At 67.9% G+C, this 13,915-nt stretch carries 14 protein-coding genes (1 of these 14 running past the window's edge); 4 read left to right on the top strand and 10 right to left on the bottom strand.

Annotated elements, in window-relative coordinates; all coding sequences use genetic code 11:
• The 4 genes in view from nusB to EOJ32_RS06995 are tightly spaced (at most 22 nt apart) and all read right to left on the bottom strand, a layout consistent with a single transcriptional unit that may run on beyond the window.
• A protein-coding gene (gene nusB, locus EOJ32_RS07010; RefSeq protein ID WP_127898074.1) for a transcription antitermination factor NusB crosses the window boundary here: on the bottom strand, positions 1–185 show its beginning. It extends 298 nt beyond the left edge of the window; only the first 185 of its 483 coding nucleotides appear in the window; it begins with the start codon at positions 183–185; the stop codon falls past the left edge of the window.
• Positions 182–724 (bottom strand): 6,7-dimethyl-8-ribityllumazine synthase, encoded by a 543-nt coding sequence (locus EOJ32_RS07005; RefSeq protein ID WP_127898073.1) that lies wholly within the window; start codon positions 722–724, stop codon positions 182–184. Before EOJ32_RS07005 ends, nusB begins: the two co-directional genes overlap by 4 nt.
• Before the next feature lie 4 nt (positions 725–728).
• Entirely contained in the window at positions 729–1,847 is a 1,119-nt protein-coding gene (gene ribB / locus EOJ32_RS07000) for a 3,4-dihydroxy-2-butanone-4-phosphate synthase (RefSeq protein WP_127898072.1), read from the bottom strand.
• 22 nt (positions 1,848–1,869) lie between these two features.
• Entirely contained in the window at positions 1,870–2,478 is a 609-nt protein-coding gene (locus EOJ32_RS06995; RefSeq protein ID WP_127898071.1) for a riboflavin synthase, read from the bottom strand.
• Positions 2,479–2,666: 188 nt separating this feature from the next.
• Between EOJ32_RS06995 and EOJ32_RS06990 the strand changes: the two genes are divergently transcribed.
• From EOJ32_RS06990 to EOJ32_RS06980, 3 genes are all read left to right on the top strand, one after another.
• Positions 2,667–4,013 carry a capsule biosynthesis protein gene (locus EOJ32_RS06990; protein ID WP_127898070.1) on the top strand — a complete coding sequence of 449 codons (1,347 nt, stop codon included), beginning with the start codon at positions 2,667–2,669 and terminating at the stop codon, positions 4,011–4,013.
• 157 nt (positions 4,014–4,170) lie between these two features.
• A complete protein-coding gene (locus EOJ32_RS06985) occupies positions 4,171–5,259 on the top strand; it encodes a polysaccharide biosynthesis/export family protein (protein WP_369799423.1) in 1,089 nt (362 codons plus the stop codon).
• A 4-nt stretch (positions 5,260–5,263) separates the two neighbouring features.
• Positions 5,264–7,267 carry a capsular polysaccharide biosynthesis protein gene (locus tag EOJ32_RS06980; protein ID WP_127898069.1) on the top strand — a complete coding sequence of 668 codons (2,004 nt, stop codon included), beginning with the start codon at positions 5,264–5,266 and terminating at the stop codon, positions 7,265–7,267.
• Here EOJ32_RS06980 and ribD read toward each other — a convergent pair whose 3' ends face one another.
• Entirely contained in the window at positions 7,268–8,245 is a 978-nt protein-coding gene (gene ribD, locus EOJ32_RS06975; protein WP_127898068.1) for a bifunctional diaminohydroxyphosphoribosylaminopyrimidine deaminase/5-amino-6-(5-phosphoribosylamino)uracil reductase RibD, read from the bottom strand.
• Positions 8,246–8,274: 29 nt separating this feature from the next.
• Positions 8,275–8,739, bottom strand: a complete 465-nt coding sequence (nrdR, locus tag EOJ32_RS06970; RefSeq protein WP_045982052.1) for a transcriptional regulator NrdR — start codon at positions 8,737–8,739, stop codon at positions 8,275–8,277.
• A 163-nt stretch (positions 8,740–8,902) separates the two neighbouring features.
• Here nrdR and EOJ32_RS06965 point away from each other — a divergent pair, with 163 nt between their 5' ends.
• Positions 8,903–9,574 (top strand): SDR family oxidoreductase, encoded by a 672-nt coding sequence (locus EOJ32_RS06965; protein ID WP_127898067.1) that lies wholly within the window; start codon positions 8,903–8,905, stop codon positions 9,572–9,574.
• Here the strand turns inward: EOJ32_RS06965 and EOJ32_RS06960 are convergent.
• The 4 genes from EOJ32_RS06960 to rpoD form a co-directional block, all read right to left on the bottom strand.
• Positions 9,565–9,990, bottom strand: coding sequence for a secondary thiamine-phosphate synthase enzyme YjbQ (locus tag EOJ32_RS06960; RefSeq protein ID WP_127898066.1), 426 nt, complete (start codon positions 9,988–9,990; stop codon positions 9,565–9,567). The two genes, EOJ32_RS06965 and EOJ32_RS06960, sit on opposite strands and share 10 nt — an antisense overlap.
• Positions 9,987–11,390 (bottom strand): DNA recombination protein RmuC, encoded by a 1,404-nt coding sequence (gene rmuC, locus EOJ32_RS06955; protein WP_127898065.1) that lies wholly within the window; start codon positions 11,388–11,390, stop codon positions 9,987–9,989. The genes EOJ32_RS06960 and rmuC overlap by 4 nt, the downstream gene beginning before the upstream one ends.
• Before the next feature lie 63 nt (positions 11,391–11,453).
• Positions 11,454–11,879 carry a BLUF domain-containing protein gene (locus tag EOJ32_RS06950; protein ID WP_127898064.1) on the bottom strand — a complete coding sequence of 142 codons (426 nt, stop codon included), beginning with the start codon at positions 11,877–11,879 and terminating at the stop codon, positions 11,454–11,456.
• Entirely contained in the window at positions 11,869–13,842 is a 1,974-nt protein-coding gene (gene rpoD / locus EOJ32_RS06945; protein WP_127898063.1) for an RNA polymerase sigma factor RpoD, read from the bottom strand. Before rpoD ends, EOJ32_RS06950 begins: the two co-directional genes overlap by 11 nt.
• Between the last annotated feature and the right edge of the window lie 73 nt (positions 13,843–13,915).

Here is a 13,915-nt window from a genome sequence, read left to right as displayed (position 1 = left end):
TCGGCCTGATCGGTCGGGCCGTCGCGGTCGTCGAAATCGATGCGGAAGTTCTGGAATTCGCGCGTGACACGGTCTGCGGACTGACCCGCGGCCTCCATCTGGAACAGCGCCTGCACGGCATACATCCGCGCCGCGCTGCTGAGGGCGCGCCGGTCGGGCCGCTTGTCCTGGTCGTGGTCGGTCATGCCCTGCCCTGCCCTTCAAGTTCGCCCGCCAAGCGGATCACGTCATGGGCCGCAGCCTTTTGCGGTGTCGCCGCCCAACGGCGCGCAAGTGCCACCAGATGCAGCGCGGCCGCCGCGGCGCCCCCGCCCTTGTTCTGACCCGCCGGGTCCGCGCGGACCTGGGCTTGGGCCATCGTCTCGACCGTCAGGATGCCGTTGCCAAGACAGACGCCCTGCAGCCCCAGCAGCGTCAGCGCGCGGGAGCTGTCGTTGCAGACAGTGTCGTAATGCGTGGTCTCTCCGCGGATGACGCAGCCCAGGGCCACGAAGCCGTCGTACTGACCGCTGCGGGCGGCAAGGCCCACGGCGGTGGGGATCTCCAGCGCGCCGGGCACCTCGATCACGTCAAGGCTGGCGCCCGCGGCATCCGCCGTGGCGCGGACGCCCGACAGCAGGCCGTCGGTGATGTCCTTGTAATAGGGTGCCACGACCGCCAGCAGGCGCACCGGAGCATCCAGACGCGGCAGCGCCAGTTCGTGATGTTGCGTGTTCGAGGCCATGTACCTAGTCCTTGGGGATAGGCCGGGTGGAATGGATGGAAAGGCCGTAGGCGTCAAGCCCAACCACCTTCACCGGCGCCGAATTGGTCAGCAGGATCAGGTCCGACAGGCCAAGGGCAGACAGGATCTGCGCGCCCAGGCCGTATTGACGCAAGGTATGCGGCCCGACATCGCCCGGATCGGCGATCGCATGGGACAGGTCGCGGATCAGCACGACGACGCCCCGCCCCTCGTCGGCGATGGCCTGCATCGCCGCGGGCAGGCTGCCCGCGCTTTCGCGCCCGACGCCCAGCACGTCGTGCAGCGGGTCCAGCGCGTGCATCCGCACCAGCACCGGCTCGGGGGTCGTCAGGTCCCCCTTGATCAGGACGATATGCTCGCTGCCCTGCGTCTCGTCCGCAAAGACCCGCATCATCCAGTCGCCGCCATGGGCGGAATGAACCGCCTTCTGCGACCGCTCGGCGATCAGGTTGTCGTGGCGGCGGCGATAGCGGATCAGGTCGCTGATCGTGCCGATCTTCAGACCGTGGCGCTGCGCGAAATCGACCAGGTCGGGCAGGCGTGCCATGCTGCCATCGTCGTTCATGATCTCGCAGATCACGCCCGACGCGTTCAGCCCGGCCAGGCGGGAAATGTCGACCGCGGCCTCGGTGTGGCCCGCGCGGACCAGCACGCCCCCGTCGCGGGCGCGCAGCGGAAAGATGTGGCCCGGCGTCGCGATATCGGGCGCGCCCTTGGTCGGGTCGATCGCCACGCTGATCGTGCGCGCGCGGTCGGCGGCGCTGATGCCGGTGGTGACGCCTTCGCGCGCCTCGATGGACATGGTGAAGGCGGTCTCGTGCCGGCTGGAGTTCTTGGGGCTCATCAGCGTCAGGCCCAGGGTCTCGATCCGGTCGGCGGTCAGCGTCAGGCAGATCAGCCCGCGCCCATGCGTCGCCATGAAGTTGATGGCATCCGGTGTGGCCATCTGGGCGGGAATGCACAGATCGCCCTCGTTCTCGCGGTCCTCGTGGTCGACCAGAATGAACATCCGGCCGTTGCGGGCTTCGTTGATGATGTCCTCGATCGGAGAGATGGCGGCCGATAGGTCGCGTTCGACGGGTCCGGGTTCTTCGAATTGCATCTGTTCGTCCTTCACGCAGGCGTCACGCGCCGATCGGTTGTCCGGCTTCGGCCAGCCGCGCGACATAGCGGGCCAGCGTGTCGATTTCCAGGTTCACGACATCGCCCACCGCCGCATCGCCCCAGGTGGTCACCTGCTGGGTATGCGGGATCAGGTTGATGCCGAAGCTGTTGCCAAAGACCTCGTTCACGGTCAGCGAGGTGCCGTTCAGCGTGACCGACCCCTTCTGCGCGATGAAGCGTGCCAGGTCCGCGGGCGCCTCGAAGGTCAGGCGCAGGCTGTCGCCGTCCTTCGCGGCGGCGGTGATCTGGGCCACGCCGTCGACATGGCCGCTGACGATATGGCCGCCCAGCTCGTCGCCGACGCGCAGCGCGCGTTCCAGGTTCAGGCGCTGGCCCACGGACCAACCCTCGGCGCCGATGCTGGTCTTGGACAGCGTCTCGGCCGAGATGTCGACGTCGAACCAGTCCGGGCCCTTGGCCACGACCGTCAGGCAGACCCCGTCGCAGGCGATCGAGGCGCCCAGATCCACGCCCGCCATGTCATAGGCACAGCCGATGCGCGCGCGCATGTCGCCGCGCATCTCGACCGCGCGGACGATGCCGATATCCGTGATGATCCCCGTGAACATCGCAGCCCTTCCCTGATGATCCTGGTTCGAACTAGGCCATCGGCCCTGTCCGTTCAAGCACCAAGCCCCCGCCCCCGCGCCGGGCCGCTAAAGCTTGATGCACAAAATGATGGATCGGTGGGGCATGACATGGCATGTCTGACGCATGGCCCCAGGCATTGCGGCCGCCCCTCCTTTTCAAGTCGACCATGATTCAGACCGGCGTCACCCCCCTGCCCCAGACCTCGCACGCGCCGACGGGCCGCGTGTCCGCGCAGGGTGATCCGGTCTTCCTGATGCTGCAGGGGCCCCATGGTCCGTTCTTCGACCGCCTTGGACGGCTGCTGCGCGCGGCGGGGGCGGTGGTCTGGCGCTGCGGCTTCAACGCAGGGGATGAGTTCTTCTGGTCCGACCCGAAAAGCTTCATCCGCCATCAGGGCAGCGTCGACGACTGGCCCGACCATCTGGCGGCGCTCCTGGACGACAAGGGCGTGACCGACATCGTCCTCTACGGCGATGTCCGCCCGATCCACGCCACCGCCCGCCGCCTGGCCGCAGCCCGCGGCCTGCGCGTCCACGTGTTCGAGGAAGGCTATCTGCGTCCCTACTGGGTCAGCTATGAACGTCAGGGATCGAACGGCAACTCGGTTCTGATGCGCATTCCGCTGGCCCAGATGCGTGCCGCGCTGCGCGAGCAGATCAACGAGGTGCGCCGCCCACCCGCCCATTGGGGCGATATGCGCCACCACAAATTCTATGGCGCCTTCTATCATTTCCTGATCCTGGTCGCGAATGGCCGGTACCGCGCCTATTCGGGGCATCGTGCGATCGGCGTCGTGCAGGAATTCCGCCTAAACCTGCGGCGGCTGGTGCTGGCCCCGGCCTACAACCTGGGCCGCGCACTGCAATGGCGGCGCCTGCGCCTGTCGGGCTGGCCCTACAACCTGGTCCTGATGCAGCTGGAACACGATTCCAACTTCTTGGGACATTCGCCCTTCACCCGCAACGCCCAGTTCGTCCGCACCGTGATTGACGGGTTCGCCCGCGCAGCCCCCCGACACCACCACCTGATCTTCAAGGCCCACCCGCTGGAGGACGGTCGCGCAGGGAACCGCGCCGCCATCCACGCGGCGGCTGCCGAACATGGGGTGTCGGACCGCGTACATTACGTCCGCGGCGGCAAGCTGGCCGAGATTCTGTCCCATGCCCGCGCCGTGGTCACCGTCAATTCCACCGCTGGCCAGCAGGCCCTGTGGCGCGGGATTCCGGTCAAGACCCTGGGCCGCGCCGTCTATGACAAGCCGGGGCTGGTGTCCGAGCAGACGCTGGAGGAGTTTCTGGCCGATCCTGACGCCCCGGATCCGCAGGCCTACCGCGTCTTTCGCGACTATCTGCTGCAGACCAGCCAGATCCCCGGCGGCTTCTATGCCAGTCGGTCGCGCGCCCACGCGCTGCGCCTGGTGGCCGACATGCTGCTGTCGCCGGACGACCCCTACCAAGCCCTGGCGACCGGCCGAATCCTGCCGCGGCAGCAACTGGCGGACCGCCATGGCTGAAAGGCAACGCCCCGCCGACATTGCTCAAGATGATATAGCCTGTCTTTGCGGACAGGGTTACAGTGGATGCAAACCGGCATACAAGGCCGGAACCAGACAAAATGGAGTATCAGAGGTGACAGTTTTATCCCGGTCGTCGACCACCCTGCGGATGCTGATGATCGCGTCAATGAGCCTTTTGGCCGCTTGCGCGCTGCCCCGTTCCGGCCCCAACAAGAACGAGATCTTCAACGGCGCGGTCGAACGCGGCGGCAACACGCAGGTGATCTACGTCAACGACCACGTCACCCGTGCCTCCGCCTTCGCACCCGCCTACGGGTTCTCGAACAGCTTCCGCAATGCCGGACAGGTCGGCGCGGACGAGATCCGGGCCGGCGACACGCTTGGCCTGTCGATCTGGGAGAACGTTGATGACGGTCTGCTGACCTCGCTCGGCGCCAGCTCGACCACCCTGACGGAAATCCAGGTGGACAGCGACGGCTTCATCTTCGTGCCCTATGCCGGCCGGGTCCGCGCCGCGGGCAACACGCCCGACCAGCTGCGCCAGGTCATCACCGACGCGCTCAGCGCGCAGACCCCCGACCCGCAGGTGACCGTCCAGCGCGTCGCCGGCAACGGTGCGACCGTGTCCGTGGTGGGCCGCGTCGGCGCTCAGGGCGTCTATCCGATCGAGCGCCCGACCCGGTCGCTGTCGGCCATGCTGGCCCGTGCGGGCGGCGTCGCCATCGAGCCCGAGGTCGCCGTCGTGACCGTCAAGCGCGGCAACGACAGCGGCCGCGTCTGGCTGACGGACCTCTACAGCAGCCCCACCAACGACATCGCCCTGCGTCCGGGTGACCTGATCGTGGTCGAGGAAGACCAGCGGACCTTCACCGCCCTTGGCGCTTTGGGCGGCCAGACCCGCGTGCCCCTGGGCAACGAGGTGATCAACGCGGCCGAGGCCATCGCCATGGTCGGCGGTCTGACCAGCGCCCTCGCCGACCCCACCGGCGTCTTCGTCCTGCGCGACGAGCCGGAATCGGTCGCCTCGCGCGTCCTGGGCAAGCCGGTCGTCGGCACGCAGCGCTTCGCCTATGTCCTGGACCTGACGCGCCCCAACGGCCTGTTCCTGGCCCGCGACTTCGTCATCCGCGACGGCGACACCGTCTATGTGACCGAGGCGCCCTACGTCCAGTGGCAGAAGACCCTGTCCGCCGTCACCGGCAGCGCCGCCACCGCAGACAGCCTGTCCAGCATCGGCAACTGATCTGCTGCCGACGCCGCGAGACGATCGTTCAGCCGCCGGGGAAACCCGGCGGCTTTGCGTTTTCAACCTTGGTTTCCTGACCCGCCCCCGGATCGCACGCATCCTGACGCTGGCCGGCCACCGTCCGGTCCTGGCCCTGCCCCGGCCTGGCGATGCGGTGGGCATCTGGGGCAATAGCCCGACGGCATGGCGCGGTCGGGCCATTGCGCAACGCCACGGCTACCCGCTGATCACGGTCGAGGACGCCTTGCTGCGATCGGTTCTGCCCGGCCGGGCGCGGGGGACACTGGCGGCTCGCGGTCCGGTCGGACTGATCATCGACCCCCAGGGGCTGCATTTCGATCCTGACCGGCCCTCCCGCCTGGAACACCTCATCGGACAACCGCTGGCACCCGCCACGCGCGACCGCGCGGTTCGCCTGCTGGCCCGGCTGCGCGCGGCGGATCTGTCGAAATACAATCTTCATGATCCCGACGCGCCGCTGCCGCCGCCCGGCTATGTACTGGTCATCGACCAGACGCGGGGCGACGCATCCTTGCGCGGCGCGGACCGCGCTTTGTTCCTGACGATGCTGCAGGCCGCGCGTGACGAACATCCCGGCTGCCGCATCGTGATCCGCACCCATCCCGAAACCGCGGCGGGGCTCCGGCCCGGCCATCTGACCGCCGAGGACCTGCGTCCCGGCGACACGCTGTGCGACGGACCGGTATCCCCGTGGCGACTGGTCGAGGGGGCCGATGCGGTCTATGCCGTCAGCTCTCAACTAGGATACGAGGCCTTGCTGGCCGGGCACCGACCGCGCCTGTTCGGTCAGCCGTTCTATGCAGGCTGGGGCCTCAGCGATGACGAAACCCCCCCCGCCCGGCGCGGCCGCGCCACGCGCGAGGCATTGTTCGCCGCCAGTCACCTGACCGGGCCCACATGGTACGACCCCTGCCGCGACCGGCTGACCGATTTCGAAGGCGCGGTGGATCAGATCGAGGCCGAGACCCGCGTCTTTCGCCAGGATCGGCACGGCCACACGGCCCATGGCATGCGTCTGTGGAAGCGCCGCTTCCTGGCCCGTGAATTCGGCGATGCCCGCCCGCTGCGTTTTGCGGCTGAACCCGGCCCGAAGGTGACCTTGGCTTGGGCCGGGGCTGCGCCTCAGGTGCCGCAGGCGATCCGGGTCGAGGACGGCTTTCTGCGATCGAACGGCCTCGGTGCCGCGCTGACCCCGCCCCTGTCGGTGGTGGCCGACGATCTGGGGATCTATTTCGACCCGACCGCGCCCTCCCGGCTGGAGGCGCTGATCTCTCGCGGCCCGCCGCCCTGCGGACGCGACAGGGCGGAACGGCTGATCGCCGCGCTGATCTCCGCGCGGCTGACCAAGTATAATCTGGGCGGGACCGTTGACCTGCCCCCACGCGACGGGCGCCGCCGCATCTTGGTGCCCGGACAGGTCGAAGATGACGCCTCGATCCTGAAGGGCGCAGGCGCCGAACGGACCAACCTGACGCTGCTGGCGCGGGTGCGGGCGGACAATCCAGATGCCTGCCTGATCTACAAGCCGCATCCCGATGTCGAGGCAGGGTTACGCCCCGGCGCGATTGATGCCGCATCGCTGGCGGCCTTGGCTGATCATGTCGCCATCCACGCCGATCCCGTCACGATGGTCGACGCCGTGGACGAGGTTTGGACAATCACCTCGACCCTGGGGTTCGAGGCGCTGCTGCGCGGCAAGCCTGTGACGGTGCTGGGTGCGCCCTTCTATGCGGGCTGGGGGCTGACCCGCGATCTGGGCCCCCTGCCCGCCCGGCGTCAGGCGCGCCCTGATCTGGCGGCGCTGGTCCATGCCTGCCTGATCGCCTATCCCCGCTATCGCGATCCGGTGACGGGCCTGCCCTGCCCGGTCGAACTGGCGCTGGAACGGCTGGCGGAAGGACAGGCGCATCCGCCACCGGCCCTACGGCTGCTGGCCAAGGCGCAAGGGGCGCTGGCCGGACATGCCTGGATCTGGCGCCGCTAGTCAGGCGCGGGTCCAGCGATGGAACAGATCGCCGCCAATGGCGCGCGTCTCGGCCAGGCGAAACCGCGGTGCCTGGGCCAGATGCGTCCAGCCGGTCGGACCCAAGAACGGCCGCGCCTCTGCCCCAAGCGCCAGGCCGGCAGTATAGCCGACCAGTTGATCGACCAGCCCCGCGGCCAGCAGGCTGGCAGCCAGCCGCCCGCCCCCTTCGCAAAAGACCCGCGTGATGCCGCGCGCCCCCAGATCGGCCAGGATCTGTGCCGGGGGCCCGTCGACCCGCCACAGCGGCCCGTGATCGGCGTCCTGCGGCGGCAATGGCGGCAAGGCCTGTGCCGACACGACGATGCGGACCGGCTGCTGTGGCGTGCGGATGCCGCGGACGTTCAGATGCGGCAGGTCCGTGCGTGCCGTCGCTCCGCCGACCATGATCGCGTCATGCTGCGCGCGCAGGGCATGGACATGTGCGCGGGCGGCGGGCCCGGTGATCCATCGGCTTTCCCCGCTGGCCATGGCGATGCGCCCGTCCAGGCTGCTGGCCAGCTTCAGCGTCATGAAGGGGCGGCCGGCGGTGATGCGCAGCAGGAACCCCGCCTGTAGGTCCGCGGCCTGGTCCGCCAGCACGCCTTCGGTCGGCGGAATGCCAGCATCGCGCAGCATCTGGTGACCCCGCCCGGCCACGCGCGGGTCCGGGTCGGTCAGCGCCGTCACCACCCGCGCAACGCCCGCACCGACCAGCCCCGCCGCGCAAGGCGGCGTGCGGCCGTGATGGGCGCAGGGCTCCAGCGTGACATAGGCAGTGGCGCCCGCCGCCAGCGGACCCGCCTGGTCCAGCGCCATGCGTTCGGCATGCGGCCTGCCACCGGGCTGGGTCCAGCCGCGCCCAACCACACGCCCGTCGCGCAGCAGCACGCAGCCCACCGCGGGGTTCGGCCAGACATTGCCCAGACCGCGCCGCGCCAGGCGCAGGGCATGGGCCATGTGCCGGGCGTCGTCTGTCGGATCGGGGGTCAATCGTTGGCGGCGCCGGGGCGCAGCTCGGACACGAACTTGTCGAAATCGTCCGCGTCCTGAAAGTTCTTGTAGACGCTGGCAAAGCGGACATAGCCGACATTGTCGATGCGCGACAAAGCCTCCATCACGATCTCGCCGATGGTCTTGGACGGGATGTCGGTCTCTCCGGTGCTTTCAAGCCTGCGGACGATGCCGCTGATCATCTGTTCGATGCGTTCCGGCTCGACCGGGCGCTTCTGCATGGCGATGCGGATCGACCGGGCCATCTTGTCGCGGTCGAAATCCTCGCGGCGGCCATTCGTCTTGACCACGACAAGATCGCGCAGCTGGACGCGTTCATAGGTCGTGAAACGCCCGCTGCAGGACGGGCAGAAGCGACGGCGGCGGATCGCCACGTTATCCTCGGCCGGGCGCGAGTCCTTGACCTGGGTATCGACATTTCCGCAAAACGGGCAGCGCATTCCGTTGTCCCTGTGCCAAGGCGATCCACCGTCACTATAGGCACCTTGGCAGGGATTGGGTAGCTTTATCCACAGCCCACAAGATAGGCCCCCTGGAACCTGTGGCCCGAATGCCGCGTTGCCGCCCGTAATTTCCTGCGGGATTCAACCGATTGAGGCATCCATGACCCAGACCCTGTTCATCACCGGCGCCTCCTCGGGCATCGGTGCGGCGACCGCGCGCACCGCCGTCGCCGCCGGCTGGAACGTCGCGCTGTTCGCCCGGTCCGCGGACAAGCTGTCTGCCCTGGCGGAGGAACTGGGCGACCGGGCGATGGTCGTCAGCGGCGATGCCACCGACATCGACGCGCTGACAGCCGCCGCGGCCCAGGTCGCCGACCATTTCGGCGGCATCGACGCGGCCTATGCCAATGCGGGGCGCGGCCTTTCCAAGCCGGGGACCGAGGCGGGCGATCTGGACGACATTCGCGGGATGATCGACCTGAACGTCATGGGCGTTGTCCTGACGGCGCGCGCCCTGCTGCCGCATCTGCGCAAGACGCGGGGAACGCTGGTGCTGACCGGGTCCGCGGCGGGACGCCAGCACATCAAGGGATCGATCTATGGCGCGACCAAGTGGTTCGTGCACGGCTATGCTGGCAACTTGGCCGAAGAGATGCGCGAATGGGGTGGGCGCTGCTGCGTCGTGGCGCCGGGGATGGTCGACACCGCGTTCTTCGACGACGGCGCCCCGGACAAGCTGCAGCCGGACGATGTTGCCGCCGCCGTCATGCACATGATCACCGCCCCGGACCGCGCCGCGATCCGCGAAGTGTATCTGATGCCTCAGGCCTGAGGCGCGAACATCGCCACGACCTGACGCCGATGCGGGGCGCGGCGGTGTTCCACCAGATAGATGCCCTGCCAGCGGCCCAGCATCATCCGACCCCGATCGACCGGGATCTGCAGGGACGTTGGCAGAACGGCCGCCTTCAGATGCGCGGGCATGTCGTCAGGCCCCTCATAGCGGTGCGTGATCCAGCCCATCGACGGATCGTCGGCGGGCGGGGCCAGCCGGGCCAGCCATGCCAGCAGGTCAGCCTGCACCTCGGGGTCGGCATTCTCCTGGATCAACAGAGACGCGGACGTATGCTGCACGATCAGGGTCAGAACCCCCCGGACCGCGCCGCCGGAACGCAGCCAATCGGCTAGGTCCGCAGTGATGTCGTGACAGGCGGGCCCCTGCGTGGCGACGGTCAGGACATGCATCATTCGGCGGCCTCCGGGCCCAGCAGGGCATCGTCGCGGTCATGGTCAAGGTCGATCTGCTTGCTGGCACGTGCGCCCAAGGACCGCAGCATCTCGACCTGACGGATGACGTTGCCGGACCCGCGCGTCAGCCGGTCCATCGCCTGACCGTGGGCGCGGTTGGCCTGGTCCAGCGCGCGGCCGACGCCGTCCATCGCCTCGACAAAGCCCGCGACCTTGTCATACAGCTGCCCCGCCCGGCGCGCGATCTCCAGCGCGTTGCTTTCGCGCCGCTCGACCGCCCAGATGTGATCGACCGTGCGCAGCGTCAGCATCAGCGTCGTGGGCGTCGTCAGTCCCACGCGGCGTTCCATCGCGAATGCCGCCAATGCCGGATCGGCCCGCAGCGCGTCCGAGAACGCCCCCTCGATCGGGATGAACATCAGCACGTAATCGACGGAGTTGTCGTCCATCCGCTGATAGCCCTTGCCCGACAGCGTGGCGATGTGCGTGCGGATGGCGGCCACGTGACGGCGCAGCGCCGCGGCAGAGGCCGCCGGATCGTCAAGCGTCACCGAGGCCTCGTAATCGTTCAGCGACACCTTGCTGTCGATGACCATGACCTTGCCGCGCGGCATCTTGACCACCACGTCGGGACGCCACAGCTTGCCGTCGTCGTCGCGCCAGCTGGACTGCAGATCGTAATGCGTCCCGGCCATCAGCCCCGAATCCTCCAGGATGCGTTCCAGAACCATCTCGCCCCAGGCACCCTGCTGCTGCTTGTCGCCCTTCAGGGCACGGGTCAGGTTGACGGCCTCGCGGCTGATCTGTTCGCTGCGGTTGTGCAGGGACAGGATCTGTTCGCGCAGGCGGGCCGATTCCTCGTCCAGCACCTTGTTCCGGGCCTGCAGCTCTGTCTGAAACCGGCCGACCTGATCGCGGAACGGGGTCAGCAGGGCCGCCAGCTGGTCGTTCTGCAACCGCTGCAGGTCGTCCTGCTGCGTGCGCAGCGTCTCTGCCGACAGCAGCTTGAACTGTTGCGTCATCTCGGCGCGCAGTTCCCGAAGGGTGGCGACCTCGCGCGCGCTGGCCTCGGCGTCCTTCTCGGCGCGCAGGCGTGTTTCGGCCAGACTTGTCTCCAGCTGAGCCGCCTGCCGGCGGGCGTGATGCAGCGCGTCGGTCAGCCCGTCCCGCTCTTCGGTCAGATCGGCAAGGCGGGCATCCTGCGCCTCGGCCCGGGTCTGCGCGCGGGTGCGGTCCAGGTTCGCCTCGTGCAGTCGATCCTCGGCCAGTGTCGCGCGCACACGCATCCGCGACAGTGCCACCTGCCCGCGCCACCACAGCAGCAGCGCCAGCGCGACCGCCAAGGCCGGCCCGATCACCGTCATGTCGGAAAGCCACGCCCCGGCATCGTCGAACTGCATCCTGTCATCACCCCGTCGTTTCGGGGCAGTGTTCACAGTTTGTGCCGCAAGCGCAAGGCGCTGTCAGAGATCGAGGCCCATCATGAAGGCGACCACGCCGCCCGCATAATCCCCGCGATGCACGGTCGAACTGTCGGACCGTGCGAACCAGTCCATCAGCGATGCCCTGTCCCGGTCCGAGAAACGCATCCGCCAATCCTGAAAGCGCCGGTGATCCAAAGCGCCCTGGTCCAGAATCTCGAAATCGCGATGACGGTCGTCGTCCATCAGCGACGCCACCACCTTCCGCAGGCCGTCGGCCGGTCCCTCCAGCCACTGGAAGAACAGGCCGTCCTCGTGGTGCAGGCATCCGGTCAGGCCAAGCGACTGGTTGCGGTGGCGCGCGGTGCGCAGGATGTCCTGCATGGTCGAGCCGTCCAGACCGGCACGCGCGGTGCTGCGGTAGAGGACAAAGCCCAGGCCCTGCAGGTCGTCCAGATCACTGGTCAAGGAAGGACCGCAGCTTTCTGCTCCGCGACGGATGCTTCAGCTTGCGCAGCGCCTTGGCCTCGATCTGGCGGATGCGTTCGCGGGTCACGCTGAACTGCTGGCCGACCTCCTCCAGGGTGTGGTCGGTGTTCATGCCGATGCCGAAGCGCATGCGCAGCACCCGTTCCTCGCGGGGCGTCAGGCTTGCCAGGACGCGGGTCGTGGTCTCCTTGAGGTTCTCCTGGATGGCGCTGTCCAGCGGCAGGACGGCGTTCTTGTCCTCGATGAAATCGCCAAGCTGGCTGTCCTCCTCGTCCCCGATCGGGGTCTCGAGGCTGATCGGCTCCTTGGCGATCTTCATCACCTTGCGGACCTTCTCCAGCGGCATCTGCAGCTTCTCGGCCAGTTCCTCGGGGGTCGGTTCGCGACCGATCTCGTGCAGCATCTGGCGGCCGGTGCGGACCAGCTTGTTGATCGTCTCGATCATGTGGACCGGGATGCGGATCGTGCGCGCCTGATCCGCGATGGACCGGGTGATCGCCTGACGGATCCACCAGGTCGCATAGGTCGAGAACTTGTAGCCGCGGCGGTATTCGAACTTGTCCACGGCCTTCATCAGGCCGATGTTGCCCTCCTGGATCAGGTCCAGGAACTGCAGGCCGCGGTTCGTGTATTTCTTGGCGATCGAGATGACCAGGCGCAGGTTGGCCTCGACCATCTCCTTCTTGGCCTGACGGGCCTCCTTCTCGCCGCGCTGGACCTGGCTGACGATCCGGCGGAATTCCTCGATGTCGACACCGACATACTGGCCGACCTCGGCCATGTCGCCGCGCAGACGCTCGACCTGGTCGCGCGACCGGTCGAACAGCGCCTGCCAGCCGCGCCCGGCCTGCGCGGACATGCGGTCCACCCAGTTCGGGTCCAGCTCGCTGCCGCGATAGGCGTCGATGAATTCGCGGCGGTTGATGCGGGCCGCGTCGGCCAGCTTGACCATGCCGCTGTCGATGGTGACGATCCGGCGGTTGATGCCGTAAAGCTGATCGACAAGCGCCTCGATCCGGCCGCTGTTCAGGTGCAGCGAGTTCACCAGGACGACGATTTCCGACCGCAGGTTCTGATAGTCGCTCTCGGCACTGGCCGAGAAGCTGTTGTCCTCGTTCAGCGTCGCGGACATGCGCTGGTCCTGCATGTCGGCCAGCCCCTCGTAGTGATGGGCGATGGCTTCCAGCGTCTCCAGGACCTTGGGCTTGAGGCTTGCCTCCATTGCAGCCAGCGACAGGTTGGCGCCCTCGTCCTCGTCCTCGTCATCCTCGATGCGCAGCGGGTTGCCGTCGGCGTCGAACTCCTCGCGCTTGGTCGCGGCGGGGCTGGCCTCGCCCTCGACGGTCAATTCGACCTCCTCGGCCTCCTCGTCGTCCATGGACTGGCCGAAGGTGGTCTCGAGGTCGATGACGTCGCGCAGCAGGATCTCTTCGTCCAGAAGCTCCTCGCGCCACAGCGTGATGGCCTTGAACGTCAGCGGGCTCTCGCACAGGCCCGCGATCATGGTGTTGCGGCCCGCCTCGATCCGCTTGGCAATGGCGATCTCGCCCTCGCGGGAGAGAAGCTCGACCGATCCCATCTCGCGCAGGTACATGCGGACGGGGTCGTCGGTGCGGTCCAGCTTTTCGGTCTCGCTGGCCGACACGGCCAGTTCGCGCGAACCGGACCCGGTGGTGACGATGGCCCCGCCCTCCGACTCCTCGGCGGCGTCGTCGTCCTCGATGACGTTGATGCCCATTTCGGACAGCATCGACATGACGTCCTCGATCTGCTCGCTGCTGACCTGCTCGGGCGGCAGGACGGCGTTCAGCTGGTCGTAGGTGATGTAGCCACGCTCGCGTGCCTCGGCGATCATCTTCTTGACCGCTGCCTGGCTCATGTCCAGCGTATGGGCATTGTCGTCCTTGTCGGTCTTGTCGTGGTCATCGTCCTTGGCGGCCATCCAGGGCTCCTTCTCGGCGAGATCGTGGGCGGGTGATTCGCATGTGCGTGCGAATCGTCGCAAAGTTGCTTCG

The organism is Paracoccus sp. Arc7-R13, from assembly GCF_004010775.1.
GTDB classification, from domain to species: Bacteria; Pseudomonadota; Alphaproteobacteria; order Rhodobacterales; family Rhodobacteraceae; genus Paracoccus; species Paracoccus marcusii.
The sequence above is the reverse complement of the archived record's forward strand: the minus strand, read 5'-3'. Positions and strand labels throughout refer to the sequence as shown.